Source organism: Rhizobium sp. BK275, from assembly GCF_014193555.1.
Classification (GTDB): Bacteria; Pseudomonadota; Alphaproteobacteria; order Rhizobiales; family Rhizobiaceae; genus Rhizobium.
Map to the genome: position 1 here is coordinate 297,109 of NZ_JACHZL010000005.1, position 14,323 is coordinate 311,431.

The 14,323-nt window shown below is 61.1% G+C and carries 13 protein-coding genes and 1 riboswitch; all 13 genes read left to right on the forward strand.

Annotation, left to right across the window (positions count from 1 at the left end; all coding sequences use genetic code 11):
* Positions 1-5 precede the first annotated feature (5 nt).
* The 13 genes from FHT82_RS17770 to FHT82_RS17830 all read left to right on the forward strand — a co-directional run bounded on the left by FHT82_RS17770 (position 6) and on the right by FHT82_RS17830 (position 14,259).
* The gene (locus FHT82_RS17770) at positions 6-1,871 is read left to right on the forward strand and encodes a biotin carboxylase N-terminal domain-containing protein (protein ID WP_183733564.1); all 1,866 of its coding nucleotides are present in this window, start codon (positions 6-8) and stop codon (positions 1,869-1,871) included.
* Positions 1,871-2,323, forward strand: a complete 453-nt coding sequence (locus tag FHT82_RS17775; protein WP_183733566.1) for a MaoC family dehydratase — start codon at positions 1,871-1,873, stop codon at positions 2,321-2,323. The genes FHT82_RS17770 and FHT82_RS17775 overlap by 1 nt, the downstream gene beginning before the upstream one ends.
* On the forward strand, positions 2,320-3,159 hold the full coding sequence (locus FHT82_RS17780; protein WP_183733569.1) for a CoA ester lyase: 840 nt from the start codon (positions 2,320-2,322) through the stop codon (positions 3,157-3,159). Before FHT82_RS17775 ends, FHT82_RS17780 begins: the two co-directional genes overlap by 4 nt.
* A gap of 465 nt (positions 3,160-3,624) precedes the next feature.
* Positions 3,625-4,983, forward strand: coding sequence for an extracellular solute-binding protein (locus tag FHT82_RS17785; protein WP_183733572.1), 1,359 nt, complete (start codon positions 3,625-3,627; stop codon positions 4,981-4,983).
* 125 nt (positions 4,984-5,108) lie between these two features.
* Entirely contained in the window at positions 5,109-5,993 is an 885-nt protein-coding gene (locus FHT82_RS17790) for a sugar ABC transporter permease (RefSeq protein ID WP_183733574.1), read from the forward strand.
* 10 nt (positions 5,994-6,003) lie between these two features.
* Positions 6,004-6,918, forward strand: coding sequence for an ABC transporter permease subunit (locus FHT82_RS17795; protein ID WP_183733577.1), 915 nt, complete (start codon positions 6,004-6,006; stop codon positions 6,916-6,918).
* Between the two features lie 13 nt (positions 6,919-6,931).
* Positions 6,932-8,041 carry a sn-glycerol-3-phosphate ABC transporter ATP-binding protein UgpC gene (gene ugpC / locus FHT82_RS17800; protein ID WP_183733580.1) on the forward strand — a complete coding sequence of 370 codons (1,110 nt, stop codon included), beginning with the start codon at positions 6,932-6,934 and terminating at the stop codon, positions 8,039-8,041.
* 11 nt (positions 8,042-8,052) lie between these two features.
* A complete protein-coding gene (locus FHT82_RS17805; RefSeq protein ID WP_183733584.1) occupies positions 8,053-9,090 on the forward strand; it encodes an endonuclease/exonuclease/phosphatase family protein in 1,038 nt (345 codons plus the stop codon).
* Between the two features lie 266 nt (positions 9,091-9,356).
* Entirely contained in the window at positions 9,357-10,880 is a 1,524-nt protein-coding gene (locus FHT82_RS17810) for an aldehyde dehydrogenase (NADP(+)) (RefSeq protein ID WP_183733587.1), read from the forward strand.
* A 163-nt stretch (positions 10,881-11,043) separates the two neighbouring features.
* Positions 11,044-11,142, forward strand: a riboswitch (TPP riboswitch).
* 51 nt (positions 11,143-11,193) lie between these two features.
* Entirely contained in the window at positions 11,194-11,994 is an 801-nt protein-coding gene (gene thiM, locus FHT82_RS17815) for a hydroxyethylthiazole kinase (protein ID WP_183733590.1), read from the forward strand.
* Positions 11,991-12,626 carry a thiamine phosphate synthase gene (gene thiE / locus FHT82_RS17820; protein WP_183733593.1) on the forward strand — a complete coding sequence of 212 codons (636 nt, stop codon included), beginning with the start codon at positions 11,991-11,993 and terminating at the stop codon, positions 12,624-12,626. The genes thiM and thiE overlap by 4 nt, the downstream gene beginning before the upstream one ends.
* Positions 12,623-13,435: a bifunctional hydroxymethylpyrimidine kinase/phosphomethylpyrimidine kinase gene (gene thiD / locus FHT82_RS17825; protein ID WP_183733596.1), complete on the forward strand. Its 813-nt coding sequence runs from the start codon at positions 12,623-12,625 to the stop codon at positions 13,433-13,435. The genes thiE and thiD overlap by 4 nt, the downstream gene beginning before the upstream one ends.
* A 143-nt stretch (positions 13,436-13,578) precedes the next feature.
* Complete coding sequence (locus FHT82_RS17830) at positions 13,579-14,259, forward strand: hypothetical protein (protein WP_183733599.1); 681 nt, start codon at positions 13,579-13,581, stop codon at positions 14,257-14,259.
* The last annotated feature ends 64 nt before the right edge of the window (positions 14,260-14,323 follow it).

Consider the following 14,323-nt stretch of genomic DNA (forward strand, 5'->3'; position numbering starts at 1 on the left):
GTGCAATGATGGAAAGCCTGCTCATTGCCAATAGGGGCGAGATCGCCCGCCGCATCATCCGCACGGCGAAAACCTTCGGCATCCGCACCATCGCCGTCTATTCCGAAGCGGATGCCGGCCTGCCCTTCGTGAGGGAAGCAGATGAGGCGGTCGCCATCGCTCCGCCGCCGGCGCACGAAAGCTATCTTTCGCAGGAGCGCATTCTGAAGGCTGCCCACAGGACCGGGGCTGCCGCAATCCACCCTGGTTACGGCTTCCTCTCGGAGAATGCCGATTTTGCGGAAGCGGTCGAGAATGCCGGCATCATCTGGATTGGTGCACCACCTTCCGCAATCCGCGCAATGGGTCTCAAGGATGCCGCCAAGCAATTGATGCAGGCAGCCGGCGTGCCGGTCACGCCGGGTTATATGGGAGAGGATCAGAGCGACGAAAGGCTCGCTGCCGAGGCGGATGCGACAGGTTATCCCATACTCGTCAAGGCCGTTGCCGGTGGCGGCGGCAAGGGCATGCGACGGGTGGACCGTCGAGAAGACCTTCCTGAATTGCTCGCCGCCTGCCGCCGCGAGGCAGCCTCCTCCTTCGGCGACGATCGTGTGCTGATCGAGCGCTACATCACCAATCCACGCCATATCGAGGTACAGGTCTTCGCCGACCGCTTCGGCAACTGCGTCCACCTCTTCGAGCGCGACTGCTCCCTGCAGCGCCGGCACCAGAAGGTGATCGAGGAAGCGCCTGCCCCCGGCCTCGACGCCGCCACTCGTTCGGCAATCTGCGAGGCGGCCGTCAAGGCCGCTAAGGCGGTGGATTATGTTGGGGCCGGCACCATCGAATTCATTGCCGATGCCTCGCAGGGCCTGCGTCAGGATCGCATCTGGTTCATGGAGATGAACACCCGGTTGCAGGTTGAACATCCTGTAACCGAGGCCATTACCGGCGAAGACTTGGTATTATGGCAATTGAAGGTCGCCGCAGGTGAGCCGCTGCCGAAGCAGCAAGAAGATATCACGATGAAGGGCTGGGCCTTCGAGGCTCGCCTTTATGCCGAAAACCCTGCCTCCGGCTATCTGCCCTCGATCGGCCGGCTCGATCATTTGCGTTTGCCGGACTACGTCCGGGTCGACAGCGGCGTCGAGGAAGGCAACGAGATCACCGCCTTCTACGATCCGATGATCGCCAAGATCATCGCTCATGGTCCGGACCGTGAAATCGCCCTCTCCAAACTCGCCAAAGCCTGCGAAAATATCGAAGTCTGGCCCGTCAAATCCAATGCCGGACTTCTGGCCCGCGTCGCCGCCGACGCAGATTTCCGTGCGGCAAAGGTCGACACCGGTTTCCTCGATCGTCACGGCGAGACCCTGCTTCCAAAAGAGCCCGACGAGGTGACGATCGATAAGGCCGCTACGGCGCTGGCCGTAAAGGGCGAGACCGATCCCTGGTCTGCGCTTGCCGGCCTACGCATATCGGGCACAAGCGATAACCGCACGCGCGTCCGCGTTGGCGGCCATCTCTATTGGGGCCGTGTCCGGCCCGGCCTCGAAACCAATGCCGTCAGGTTCGGTGAGACCATCGTCCTTTTCGATGCCGGCAATGCCTGGCCGATCGGCCTGCCTGTCGCAAGCGAAGTCGAAGCGCACCAGGGCGCCGGCGATGGTGCGATCCTCTCGCCCATGCCGGGCCTTGTCATCTCGGTCGATGTTGCGGAAGGCGACCATGTCGCCAAGGGCGATCGGCTGCTGACAGTGGAAGCGATGAAGATGGAACATACGCTGCGTGCGCCCTTCGACGGCATCGTCGGCAAATTGCCTGTCTCCGCAGGCGTAAGAGTTTCGGAAAACCAGCTAGTCGCCAGCATCTTGAAGGGAGAGGAGTGATGGCCGGCCGTTATTTCGAGGAATGGACGGTCGGCGATCGCATTGCCCACGAGATCCGCCGCACGGTCACGGAAACCGACAACCTGCTCTTCACGACACTTTCTCATAACCCGCAGCCGCTGCATCTTGATGCCGATTATGCGGCGGGCACGGAATTTGGCCGCATCGTCGTCAATGGCACGTTCACCTTCGCGCTCACTGTCGGCATCTCGGTCGGCGATACGACGCTTGGAACGCTGATCGCCAATCTCGGCTATGACAAGGTGACGATGCCGAAACCGGTCTTCATCGGCGATACGCTGCGGGTGGAAACCGAGGTGATGGAACTGCGCCGCTCCAACTCCCGGCCCGATGCCGGGATCATCACCTTCCGGCATGTCACGCTGAACCAGAAAAACGAGACAGTCTGCCAGTGTCTGCGCACCGCCATGCTGCAGGTGAAACCGTCATGAGGCTGCGCTCGCTGCTCTTCGTGCCCGGCGATCGACCGGAGCGTTTCGACAAAGCGGTCGCCTCGGGTGCCGATGCTGTCATCCTCGATCTCGAAGATTCCGTTTCCATACAGAACAAACCGAAGGCGCGGGACGCCGTGCACGATTTCACCATGCGCCGCGCGGCCGACACGGCTCTTGTCATTCGGATCAATCCCCTCGCCTCGCCTTCCTTCGAGGACGATATTGCTGCACTCAGCGATCTTAACCCCTTCGCGATCATGCTACCGAAGGCGGAAGGTTCGGCATCCGTGCACCAGCTCGCAAGCTGCCTCTCATCCTCCGCTCCCATCCTGCCGATCGCGACTGAAACGCCGGCGGCCATCTTCGAGATCGGCAGCTACCGGGATGTCGCGTCTCATCTTTGCGGACTGACCTGGGGCGCGGAAGATCTGCCTGCCGCGATCGGTGCCGCAACCGCCCGCGAGGTCGATGGGCGTTATACCGCGCCCTACGAGCTCGCCCGTTCCCTCATTCTCTTTGGCGCTCACGCCGCCGCCATTCCTGCCATCGAAACCGTCTACCCCGATTTCCGTGATCTCGACGGCCTCACGGCCTACGCGGCCCGCGCGCGGCGCGACGGTTTCTCGGCCATGATGGCGATCCATCCGAACCAGGTCGAAGCGATCAACCACGCCTTCACGCCGGATGCGGCGGAAATCGCCTGGGCGGAAAAAGTTGTGGCCGCCTTTGCCATCTCACCCGATATCGGCGTTATCCAGATCGACGGGCGCATGCTCGACCTGCCGCATCTGAAACTGGCGAAACGCATTCTGGCGTCGCAAGGCCTTGAATAGCCCGGTTCAGGGACGCCGGAAGCGCCCAATAAACAAGCAAAATAACCGCAATGTCGCAAAATGAATATCACGTGTCGCATTTCGATACCTCAACGCACAGCTGTGCAAAGCTATTTTTGAGGTCGAAATCTTCTGGCGACAGGTTGTTCTTGATTGAGCCTCCGTGAGATTTTCGAAATCAACCTAATAATAAAATCTATTAATAGAATTGAATAGCAGCAGTTGCTTTCGTAAACTCAGCTATATTTCTTATATATATGAAATATAGCCGACACCCACGACGAAGCGCGAGAAATCAATTTATCAGCCACTCACAGACGGTTCAGGAAATTACGACATGAATATTTTGTGACAGAAGCTTTCTACTCTATTCATGTCATAGAAACTTCATTGGTTACCGCAAATTGAACCAGTTAATACGGCGTGCGCTCAAGAGGGGGCGCGTCCTATTTTTCGAGGGTTCTCATGCAAGCCAAGCTTCTCGGCGCCGTAGGCGCCCTTCTCGCTTCAGCCTTCCTTGCTGCTGGTCCTGCCGCCGCCGCCGAAAAGACCAAGATCGACTTCTGGTTCGGTAACTCAGGCGACATCGCAAAGCGCGTTCAGGAACAGTGCGACCGTTTCAACCAGTCCCAGGGCGATTATGAAGTCGTCTGCACCAGCCAGGGTTCCTACGACGCCTCGCTGCAGAACACGATCGCTGCCTTCCGCGCCGGCAAGCAGCCGACCATCGCTCAGGTTTCGGATGCCGGTACGCTCGACATCATGCTTTCGGGCGCTTACTACCCGGCCAACAAGCTCATGAAGGACATGGGCTACAATGTTGACTGGAACGACTACTTCTCCGGTATCGCCGGCTACTACGCAACGTCGAAGGGCGAGATGTATTCGTTCCCCTTCAACTCCTCGACGGCGCTGCTGTACTGGAACAAGGACGCCTTCGCCAAGATCGGCAAGGACCATGCTCCGGCGACCTGGAAGGAAGCAGGCGAAGACTTCAAGGCTCTGAAGGACGCTGGCTACGCTTGCCCGCTCGGCTTCGACATCTCCAACAACGAAGTCTGGCAGTACATTGAGCAGTTCGAAGCCGTCAACGGCGAAGCGATCGCTACGAAGAAGAACGGCTTTGAAGGCCTCGATGCCGAGCTGGTGTTCAACAAGAATCCGCTCCTCGTCAGCTACGTCAAGGATCTGAAGTCCTGGTACGACAACAAGCTCGCCGTCATCAAGAACAAGGCCGTCGGCCAGACCTTCGTTGAAGCCTTCGCTGCTGGCGATTGCCAGGTCATCCTGACCTCCGTTGGCGACCATGGCAACATCGGCCGTACTGCCAAGCAGGGCATGAACTGGGGCGTTTCGATGCTCCCGACCTATGGCGATGCAACCCGTCACAGCTCCTACGTTGGCGGCGCTTCGCTCTGGGTTCTGAAGGGTCATTCGGATGCCGAATACAAGGCTGCTGCTGCTTTCTTCAACTTCATCGCAAAGCCGGAAGAAGCTCTCACCTGGTCGACGGTTACCGGCTATATCCCGGTTCGTAACTCCGGCTTCGAATACCTGAAGAAGCAGGGCTTCTACGACAAGGCACCCTATGCCGGTCGCGAACTTGCCATTCAGAGCCTGACCGCTTCCCCGGCTGGCGACACGGCTGCCAAGGGCATCCGCCTCGGTGGCCTGCTCCAGGTCCGCACCGAAATCGCTAACGGCCTGCAGGCAATCTTCGTCAACAATGCCGATGTCCAGGCTTCGCTCGACTCTGCTGCCGATCGCGGCAACCAGCTCCTGCGTCGCTTCCAGCAGACCTACAAGGGCGTTCAGCTCCCCTGATCGACTGATATGAGCCGCACCCGGCCGCTTTGGCGTGCCGGGTGCGTCTTTGCACGTTCCCCACAGGCTGCGGGAGCGACATCGCCGCCCGCGCCAGAACCAAACCAGGACGAAAACGACCACTCATGGAAAAGCGCGTCACTTTCTCCTCGACGACGATCGGCCTTCTCTTCGCATTTCCGATGCTGCTGCTGATCTTCGTCTTCTTCTACTGGCCAAGCGCGCAGGCGCTGTATTGGGCGTTCACGCTCGAGCAGCCATGGGGCGGCGGCAATGCCTGGGTCGGTTTCGACAATTTCAAACTGCTGCTCAGTGATCCGATCTATTGGGACTCCGTCACCCGCAGCATGATCTTCGGCTTCAGTTCGACTGTTATCGCCATGGGGCTGGCGCTCATCCTGGCGCTTCTGACGGATCGTGAACTGCGCGGCCACAAAATCTACCGGTCGGTCTTCATCTGGCCCTATGCGATTGCCGCTCCCGCCCTCGGCCTTGCCTTCCGCTTCATCCTGGCGCCGGAGGCTGGTCTTCTGTCGGTCATCAACCAGGTCTGGCCCGGGCTCTGGAACCCGGCGCTTGACGGCAAGGATGCCATGATCGCCGTCGTTATCGCCTTTTCCTGGAAATATATCGGCTATAATTTTATTTTCTTCCTTTCGGCACTGCAGGGCATTCCACGCTCGCTTATCGAGGCGGCCGCCATGGACGGCTCGGGGCCGCTGCGCCGGATGCGGGATATCCAATTGCCGCTGCTGACCCCGACCCTGTTCTTCCTGCTCGTCATCAATATCACCGAAAGCTTCCAGGATTCCTTCGGTATCGTCGACGTCATGACCCAGGGCGGTCCGGCGCGCGCTACGGATCTCATGGTCTACAAGATCTATTTCGACGGCTTCAGGGGCCTCGATTATTCGGGTGCCGCAGCCCAATCCATGATCCTGATGGGGCTCGTCATCCTGCTCACCATTTTCCAGTTCCGCTTCATCGAGCGGCGCGTGCACTACAAGTGAGGTCGCAAACATGATCGAACGCACGCCAATATTCAATTTCGTCTGCTACACCCTGCTCGCACTCGGCCTGGTGATCGCACTCCTGCCTTTCCTGATCGTCGTCGTCGCATCGACGCTCGATCTCGAGACCGTCAACCGCGTGCCGCTGCCGCTCACTCCGAGCAGCCATTTCTGGGAGAACGTGCAGACCGCCTGGGTCCGCGCCGATCTCGGCAACAAGCTGTTTCACAGCGTCATCTTCGCTGCCACGGTCGGCGCCGGCAAGGTCTTGCTCTCGGCCATGGCCGCCTTTTCGATCGTCTATTTCCGCTTCCGCGGCCGCTATCTGATCTTCTGGATTATCTTCATCACGCTGATGCTGCCGCTGGAAGTGCGCATCGTGCCGACCTATTCGATCGCTGCCAATGCGCTTCAGCCCTTCCAAACGATCCTCGATGTCACCGGCATCAGCTGGGTGATCGCGCAGGTTACCGGCATCCAGGTCAAGCTCGAATGGGGTCTTCTGAATTCCTATCCGGGTCTCGTGCTGCCGATGGTCGCCACCGCGACCGGTACCTTCCTCTACCGCCAATTCTACCTGACGGTTCCCGATGAGCTTGCCGAAGCATCGAAGATGGACGGCTCAGGTGCGGTCCGCTTTTTCTGGGACGTGCTGTTGCCGCTGTCGCGCCCGAACATGATTGCACTTTTCACCATCATGTTCGTCTGGGCCTGGAACCAGTATCTATGGCCGCTGCTGATCACCACCGATCCGAAGTTCGGCATTGCCGTCACGCAGCTCAAGACACTCATTCCCTCCGAATTCGGCCTGCCCGACTGGAACGTCGCGATGGCCGGAACATTGATCATCATGTCGCCGCCGCTGATCCTCGTCATCCTGATGCAGCGTTGGTTCGTGCGCGGCCTTATCTCCACCGAGAAGTGAAAGGAACAGACCCTTGGCACCGATCTCCATCCGTGGCGTGAAGAAAAGCTATGGCAAGAACGCCGTCGTTCACGGCGTCGATCTCGAAATCCAGTCGGGCGAATTCATCGTCATCCTCGGTCCGTCCGGCTGCGGCAAGTCTACGCTCTTGCGCATGATTGCCGGCCTGGAAGAAATCTCCGGCGGCGAAATCGCCATCGACGGTCGCGTGGTCAACCAGCTCGAGCCGCGCGAACGCGGCTGCGCCATGGTCTTCCAGAACTACGCGCTCTATCCGCACATGAGTGTCGCCGAAAACATCGGCTATGCGCTGAAAGTTTCCGGTGTGCCGAAGGCCGAGCGTGACCGTCGCATCGTCGAAGTCGCCAAGGCACTCAGCCTCGAACCCTTCCTCGAGCGTCGTCCGGCAGCGCTCTCGGGCGGTCAGCGCCAGCGCGTTGCCATGGGCCGCGCCATGATCCGTGAGCCGAAGGTTTTCCTCTTCGACGAGCCGCTCTCCAACCTCGACGCCAAGCTGCGCATCGCCATGCGTGCGGAAATCCGCCGCCTGCATCGCCGCCTCGGCGCTACCTCGATCTTCGTGACCCATGACCAGAACGAGGCCATGACGCTCGCCGACCGTATCATCGTCATGAACTCCGGTTATGTCGAACAGGTTGGCACGCCGGAAGAAGTCTATCACTATCCGGCAAGCCGTTTCGTTGCCGGCTTCGTCGGGACGCCGGCACTGAACCTGCTGGAAGGCCGCGTCAACGAAAACGGTGTCTTCATCTATGATGAAGGCCGTATGGTCGCCCTTCCCACCGAACGCGGCAAACAGCTTGCCGGCCAGCGCGTCGTTCTCGGCGTGCGCGCCGAAGCCGCCCGCCTCGTCTCTCCGGATGCGCCGGGCGCTCTCGTTGCGACCGCCGACTTCATCGAAGAGCTCGGCGCTAGCCGCGTCGTGCATGCTGATTTCGATGGCCTGCCTTTCGCCGTTGCCATGACCGGTTCGGTCTCACTGAAGACGGGCGACCGCATCGGCATCGCGATCGACCAGGATTCGATCCATCTCTATTCGGCCGACACCGGCGCAGTCCTCGTTGCCCCGGCTCGCACGGGCGCTGCCACCGTCGACGCCTGAGCCTGGCAGAGATGACGAGCTTTTCTGATCTCGCCACCGGCGATCGCAATCTCGTTGCGGTCGCCGTGGAGGTGCTTGCCGTTCCCTCGGCCGCCTTTTTCGATGAGGCGCGATCCGCGGACATGACGCAGGCTGAACATGACAGGCTCGCAGCAATCCTGCCGTCGCTTGCGACCATCGAAGTGGCGAAGATCTCCGGCGGCAGCGTTATTGGCAACAGTTTCGTCGTCGCGGCGTGGAATGCCGAGCGGCTGAAGTATCATGCCTCCTCCGTTGAACTCGTGCGCCAGAGCGCCGCCGATATCCTGCTTCTGACCGAGGCCGATCTCGGCACGGCGCGCGCTGGCAATCGTCATACGGTTGCCGATCTCGCTCGTGATCTCGGCATGTCCTATGTTTTCGGCGTGGAATTCGTGGAACTCGGTCTTGGAAATTCCCATGAGCGCGAACGGCATAAGGGGCAGACGAATTCGGTCGGCTTCCATGGCAATGGGCTGCTTTCCCGCCTGCCCTTGCAGGATGCGGCACTGATCCGTCTCGATGACGGCGGCACATGGTGGACGGATGCGAAAGACGGCCAAGGCCGCATCGGCGGACGCATGGCGATTGCCGCGAAGGTCGAAACCGCATTCGGACCGATCCTTGCCGTCAGCGTCCATCTGGAAAGCAAGACCGATGTCGAGGATCGCGCCAAGCAGACGAAGCGGTTGATTGAGGCCGTCGAAAGGCTCGCCGGCGACCTGCCCGTCGTGATCGGCGGCGATTTCAATACCAATATGCTTCCCAGTGGCCCACGCGAGCCGCGAGCACTTGAGCCTCTTTTCGGCCTGCTTGCTGAAGCCGGTTACCATTGGGAAACGGGCAATGATTTCGCGCATACGCGACGCGCCGGCCCGGACGGCGTGCCACAGCCGCCTTTCGCCCGGCTCGACTGGCTGTTCACGCGCGGCCTTGCGGTGAGCGATGCCGTGACCGTTCCGGCTGTCGATGCCGATGGCGCCGCGATCTCGGACCACGAACTGATCAAGGCGCGGTTCTCCGCACCGTGATCAGGCGCTTGCGAAGCGTCTCGAGCCGATTCAGCGCTTCGTCCCTTCACGCCCGCGGCCCTTTGGTCCACTTCTACGTCCTCGCCGCCACGAGCCCTTTGAGCCTCAGGACTTGGCTGATGAGACGACAATGGCAAAGCAGCCGCCCGGGCAACAAGGTTGGTGTCGAGGCTATCTATCTTCCCAGACCATTGGGTAAAGATGTCGTGAAAGTGAGAAAGCGAACGCCTATATAGATGCCGAATCTTTTTGAAAGGAACCCCATTATGACTATCAATGGAAGCCTGCTCGTTGCGGGATCGGAAAAGCGCGGCACGCGCGGCGAGCTTTATGGCGTCGAGGCAGCCACCGGCACGGCTTTGCCCGTTTCGTTCGGTGGCGCCTCCGCAGAAGACGTCGAAGAGGCGACTAAGCTCGCATGGGAGGCCTTCGCCTCCTACCGGGAAACCGACCTGGAAACGCGGGCCGCCTTTCTTGAAACGATTGCCAGTGAGATCGAAGCGATCGGCGATGAGCTGATCGTGCGGGCGATGGCGGAAACTGGACTTCCGCGCGGACGTCTCGAGGGGGAGCGCGCTCGCACGATGGGACAGCTTCGGCTGTTTGCAAGGGAGGTTCGCGAAGGCCGGTTCCAGGAGCTTCGTTTCGACGGCGCGGATCCCTCCCGTAAGCCGGTTCCGAAGCCCGATCTGCGCCTGCGCAACATTCCCCTCGGCCCCGTTGCGGTTTTCGGTGCATCGAACTTCCCGCTCGCCTTCTCGGTGGCCGGCGGCGACACAGCGTCTGCTCTGGCTGCCGGATGCCCTGTTGTCGTCAAGGCCCACTCCGCTCATCCGGGCACGTCGGAACTGGTAGGCCGGGCCGTACAGCGTGCCGTCGCCAAGGCCGGCCTGCATGTTGGCACCTTCGCGCTTCTCTTCGATACCGGCTTCGAAGTTGGACAGAAGCTCGTCGCCGATGCAAGAATTCGGGCAGTTGGCTTCACCGGTTCGCGCCGCGGCGGCACGGCGCTGATGAAGATCGCTTCCGAGCGCAAGCAGCCGATCCCGGTCTATGCCGAAATGAGCAGCATCAACCCGGTCATCTTCTTCCCCAACGCGCTGAAAAGCCGCGCGGCGGAGATTGCAACGACTTTCGTAAACTCGCTTGTCCTCGGTGCCGGACAGTTCTGCACCAATCCCGGCCTCATTCTCGCCGTCGACAGCGAAGGCCTGGACACCTTCATTGCCAAGGCGCGGGAGCTTCTCCCCGATGTCAGCGCCCAGACGATGCTGACAGGCTCCATCGCCAAGGCATTCTGCGATGGCGTTGCCCGGCTGGAGAAGCATCCCGAAGTCCGGCTCGTTGCCAATGGCAAGCCCGGCAGCGAATTCGAAGGCGCGGCCGCTCTCTTCGAGACGACGGCTGCGGCATTCCTCGCGCATCACGAGCTGCAGGACGAGGTCTTCGGTGCGGCCGGCCTTATCGTGCGGTGCCGCGATCTCACAGAACTCGAACGCGTCCTCGATGGCCTCGAAGGGCAGCTGACCGTCGCCCTCCACATCGCCAGCGAAGACGAGCCGGAAGCAAAGCGCCTCGTTCCCAAGCTGGAAATGCTCGCCGGACGCCTGCTCGTGAACGGCTTCGGAACCGGTGTCGAGGTCTCGCCCGCCATGGTGCATGGCGGCCCCTACCCGGCAACCGCCGACGGCAGGTCGACATCGGTCGGGACGCTGGCGATCTACAGGTTCCTGCGGCCAGTTTCCTATCAGGATTTCACCGCAAACCTGCTTCCAGCGCCGCTGCGTTGATTGGATCGGGGCTTGCCAAGCTCAAAACGCGGGGTCTTTTAAGGAGACCATACGAGAAGTTGGCAAGCTCCAACCCAGAACGATGGTGCCGGGAGTGATCCTCCTTCACAGAACCGTTATTTTGCCAGTGACAGCGGCACCATTCTCTGCAAGAAAGAGTGCCGTTGAGAGACAGGGGCGCCCATTCGCAAGAATGGGCTGAGAAGCACCCTTCGAACCTGAACCGGATAATGCCGGCGGAGGGAGTCGCTCGGGTCGCCATCTGCTTCATCGCATGATCGTTCCCGCGCCTGCCCCGCCTGAAAGGGGTACTATGGAGAACAAGACACCCGGAGCACTGTTGACGGCGATGCGGGCGAAGCCACCGCTCGTACAGTGCATCACCAATTATGTCGCCATGAACATCGCCGCCAATGTGGTGCTTGCGGCCGGGGCGTCGCCTGCCATGGTTCACGCCGCCGAGGAGGCCGGAGAATTTGCTGCGATCGCTGGCGCCTTGACCGTCAATATCGGCACGCTCTCCACCCAATGGATCGACGGCATGCAGGCAGCGGCAACGGCTGCGAACGCAGGCGGCAGGCCGTGGGTTCTCGATCCGGTCGCCCATTACGCGACTTCCTTCCGCCGCAAGGCGGTTGCCGATCTGCTGGCGCTTCGCCCGACGATCATTCGCGGCAATGCCTCGGAAATCATCGCACTTGCCGGCGGCGAAAGCCGTGGCCAGGGCGTCGACAGCCGTGACCCCGTTGAGCGGGCCGAGGCTTCTGCCCGGTTGCTCGCTGAACGGTATGGCGCAGTCGTCGCTGTCACCGGGGTCGTTGATTTCGTGACTGACGGCGCACAAGCGCTGCGCATCGAAGGCGGTTCGCCGCTAATGCCGCAGGTCACCGCACTCGGCTGCTCGCTGACCTGCCTCACCGGCGCCTTTGCCGCAACCATTGTCGACGATCCCTTTGCAGGCACAGTTGCGGCACTCGCCACCTTCGCGGTTGCCGGCGAAGAGGCGGCGAAAGATGCAGCCGGCCCGGGCTCCTTCTCCTGGCGCTTCCTCGATGCGCTCGCCGCGCTTGATGGCTCGACACTGGATGCAAGAACCAGGATCAATGCCGCATGAAACGCTTTGACCTCTCCCTCTATCTGGTCCTGGATCCCGATCTTTGCGCCGGTATCGGCATGGCCGAGACGACGCGGCTTGCCGTCGCAGGCGGCGCGACCATGGTGCAGCTTCGCGACAAGCACGGCGGAACGGCAAGAATGGTGGAAACCGGTCTTGTCCTGAAAGAGATACTGAAAGGCACAGGCGCGCTGCTGATTGTCAATGACGATGTGGAAGCGGCCGTTGCAATCGGCGCCGACGGGCTGCATATCGGACAGGACGATACGGGGCCAGCCGCCGCACGTTCGATGATCGGCCCGGACATGATCCTTGGCCTGTCGGTGGAAACCGAAGCTCTGGCAGCGGCAATCGACCCTGGTATCGTCGATTATGCCGGTATCGGACCGGTCTTTGCCACCCAAACCAAGACGGACCACAAGCAGCCGATCGGTTTTGACGGGCTGGCGAGACTGGTGAAGGCTGCACCCGTTCCAACGGTTGCGATCGGCGGCCTGAAAAGCGAGCATGTCGCTTCCGTCTTTGCGGCAGGCGCCGATGGGCTTGCCGTCGTCTCGGCGATCTGCGGCACGCCTGATCCGAAGGCCGCGACGCTTCGCATTGCCGATCAAATCAGAAAGGTGAGCCGATGATCCGCAACGTTTTGTCCATTGCCGGCTCCGACCCCTCAGGCGGCGCTGGCATCCAGGCCGATCTCAAGGCTTTTTCGGCCCGTGGCGTTTATGGCATGGCGGCGCTGACGGCATTGACGGCGCAGAACACGCTGGGTGTGACCGGCGTGCATCTCGTGCCGCCGCATTTCGTCGCCCAGCAGATCAAGGCCGTCTTTGCCGATGTCCGCGTCGATGCCGTCAAGATCGGCATGATCGCCAATGCCGGCATTGCCGAAGCGGTTGCCGAGGCGCTGGCGCCCCATCGTGGCATCCCCATCGTCGTCGACCCCGTCATGATCGCCAAGGGGGGAGCAGCCCTCCTCGACCCGCAGGCTGTCGATGCGCTCACACGGCATCTGCTGCCGCTCGCTACGCTCCTCACCCCTAATCTGCCGGAAGCTGCCGCGCTGCTGCACGAAGAGGTAGCCGAAAACCGTAAGCAGATGGCCTCGCAGGCCGAGCGCCTCCGGGCACTTGGTCCCGCTGTCGTGCTGGTCAAGGGCGGCCATCTCGAGAGCGACGAGAGCCCGGACGTGTTGTCGATCGCTTCCGGTCTTCACTGGTTCGAAGCCAAGCGTGTGCCGACGAAGAATACGCATGGCACAGGCTGCACCCTGTCCAGCGCCCTTGCTGCAGAGCTTGCTAAGGGCGTTTCGCCGCAGATGGCGGTCGCAACCGCCAAGGCTTATCTTGCGCAAGCGGTCGCTGCTGCGGACGAATTGACAGTGGGTTCCGGCCATGGGCCAGTCCATCATTTCCATGCCCTGTGGAAAGACGCCGGGCTCTGAGCCGGATCACATTTCAAAGATTGTCAGACGGCCCGGTCGAACCAGGCCGCGACCATTTCATGCGTATGGTCTGAGAGAGGTTTATTGGCATCGGCTGGTGGCCTATGCTAGTGGACGGTCCCTTTCAGCGAGACGAAACCGCCATGCTCCCCTGGATCCAACTCGATTCCGCGACCATTCCCGGCGAAGGCAGTGAGTTGCGGCTGAAGCAGCGCGGCGGCGAATTCTCGATCATGCTCGGCGCTAACGAGCTGATGAACAGCCGGCTCAGCGGTTCCGAAGAAGCGCTCGCCACGCTCTCTCACGAACGCATCAAGTCGCATCCAAAGCCGAAAATCCTGATCGGCGGGCTTGGTATGGGTTTTACGCTGCGGGCTGCGCTCGCGGTCCTGCCAGAAGATGCAAGCGTCGTCGTTGCCGAACTGGTGCCTGCGGTCATCGCCTGGGCGCGCGGTCCGATGGCCGAGGTCTTCAAGGGCTGCCTCGACGATCCGCGTGTCGCAATCCATCAGGGAGATGTCGGGGAAGCTATCCGCGCCGGCAAGGCCAGCTATGACGCTATCCTGCTCGACGTCGACAATGGCCCCGATGGCCTGACCCGCAAATCCAACGACCGGCTCTATGATTTTGCTGGGCTGAAATCCGCCCGCGAAGCACTCCGCCCTGGCGGCGTACTCGCGGTCTGGTCATCCGGACCGGATCCATCCTTCACCCGCCGGCTGAAGGATAGTGGCTTTGCCGTCGATGCCGTCAATACGCGTGCCAACGGCAAGCGTGGCGGAGCACGGCACGTCATTTGGCTCGCGGTCAAAGCTGGTCGCTGATCAGATCTCGAAGGCCTGTCGGAAAAATTGCATATTTATCCGAGGAGGCGACGGGAGCGCACTC

Coding starts and splice junctions, on each gene's coding strand:
- FHT82_RS17770 (WP_183733564.1), top strand. CDS start 6: ATGATGGAAAGCCTGCTCATTGCCAATAGGGGCGAGATCGCCCGCCGC.
- FHT82_RS17775 (WP_183733566.1), top strand. CDS start 1,871: ATGGCCGGCCGTTATTTCGAGGAATGGACGGTCGGCGATCGCATTGCC.
- FHT82_RS17780 (WP_183733569.1), top strand. CDS start 2,320: ATGAGGCTGCGCTCGCTGCTCTTCGTGCCCGGCGATCGACCGGAGCGT.
- FHT82_RS17785 (WP_183733572.1), top strand. CDS start 3,625: ATGCAAGCCAAGCTTCTCGGCGCCGTAGGCGCCCTTCTCGCTTCAGCC.
- FHT82_RS17790 (WP_183733574.1), top strand. CDS start 5,109: ATGGAAAAGCGCGTCACTTTCTCCTCGACGACGATCGGCCTTCTCTTC.
- FHT82_RS17795 (WP_183733577.1), top strand. CDS start 6,004: ATGATCGAACGCACGCCAATATTCAATTTCGTCTGCTACACCCTGCTC.
- FHT82_RS17805 (WP_183733584.1), top strand. CDS start 8,053: ATGACGAGCTTTTCTGATCTCGCCACCGGCGATCGCAATCTCGTTGCG.
- FHT82_RS17810 (WP_183733587.1), top strand. CDS start 9,357: ATGACTATCAATGGAAGCCTGCTCGTTGCGGGATCGGAAAAGCGCGGC.
- thiM (WP_183733590.1), top strand. CDS start 11,194: ATGGAGAACAAGACACCCGGAGCACTGTTGACGGCGATGCGGGCGAAG.
- thiE (WP_183733593.1), top strand. CDS start 11,991: ATGAAACGCTTTGACCTCTCCCTCTATCTGGTCCTGGATCCCGATCTT.
- thiD (WP_183733596.1), top strand. CDS start 12,623: ATGATCCGCAACGTTTTGTCCATTGCCGGCTCCGACCCCTCAGGCGGC.
- FHT82_RS17830 (WP_183733599.1), top strand. CDS start 13,579: ATGCTCCCCTGGATCCAACTCGATTCCGCGACCATTCCCGGCGAAGGC.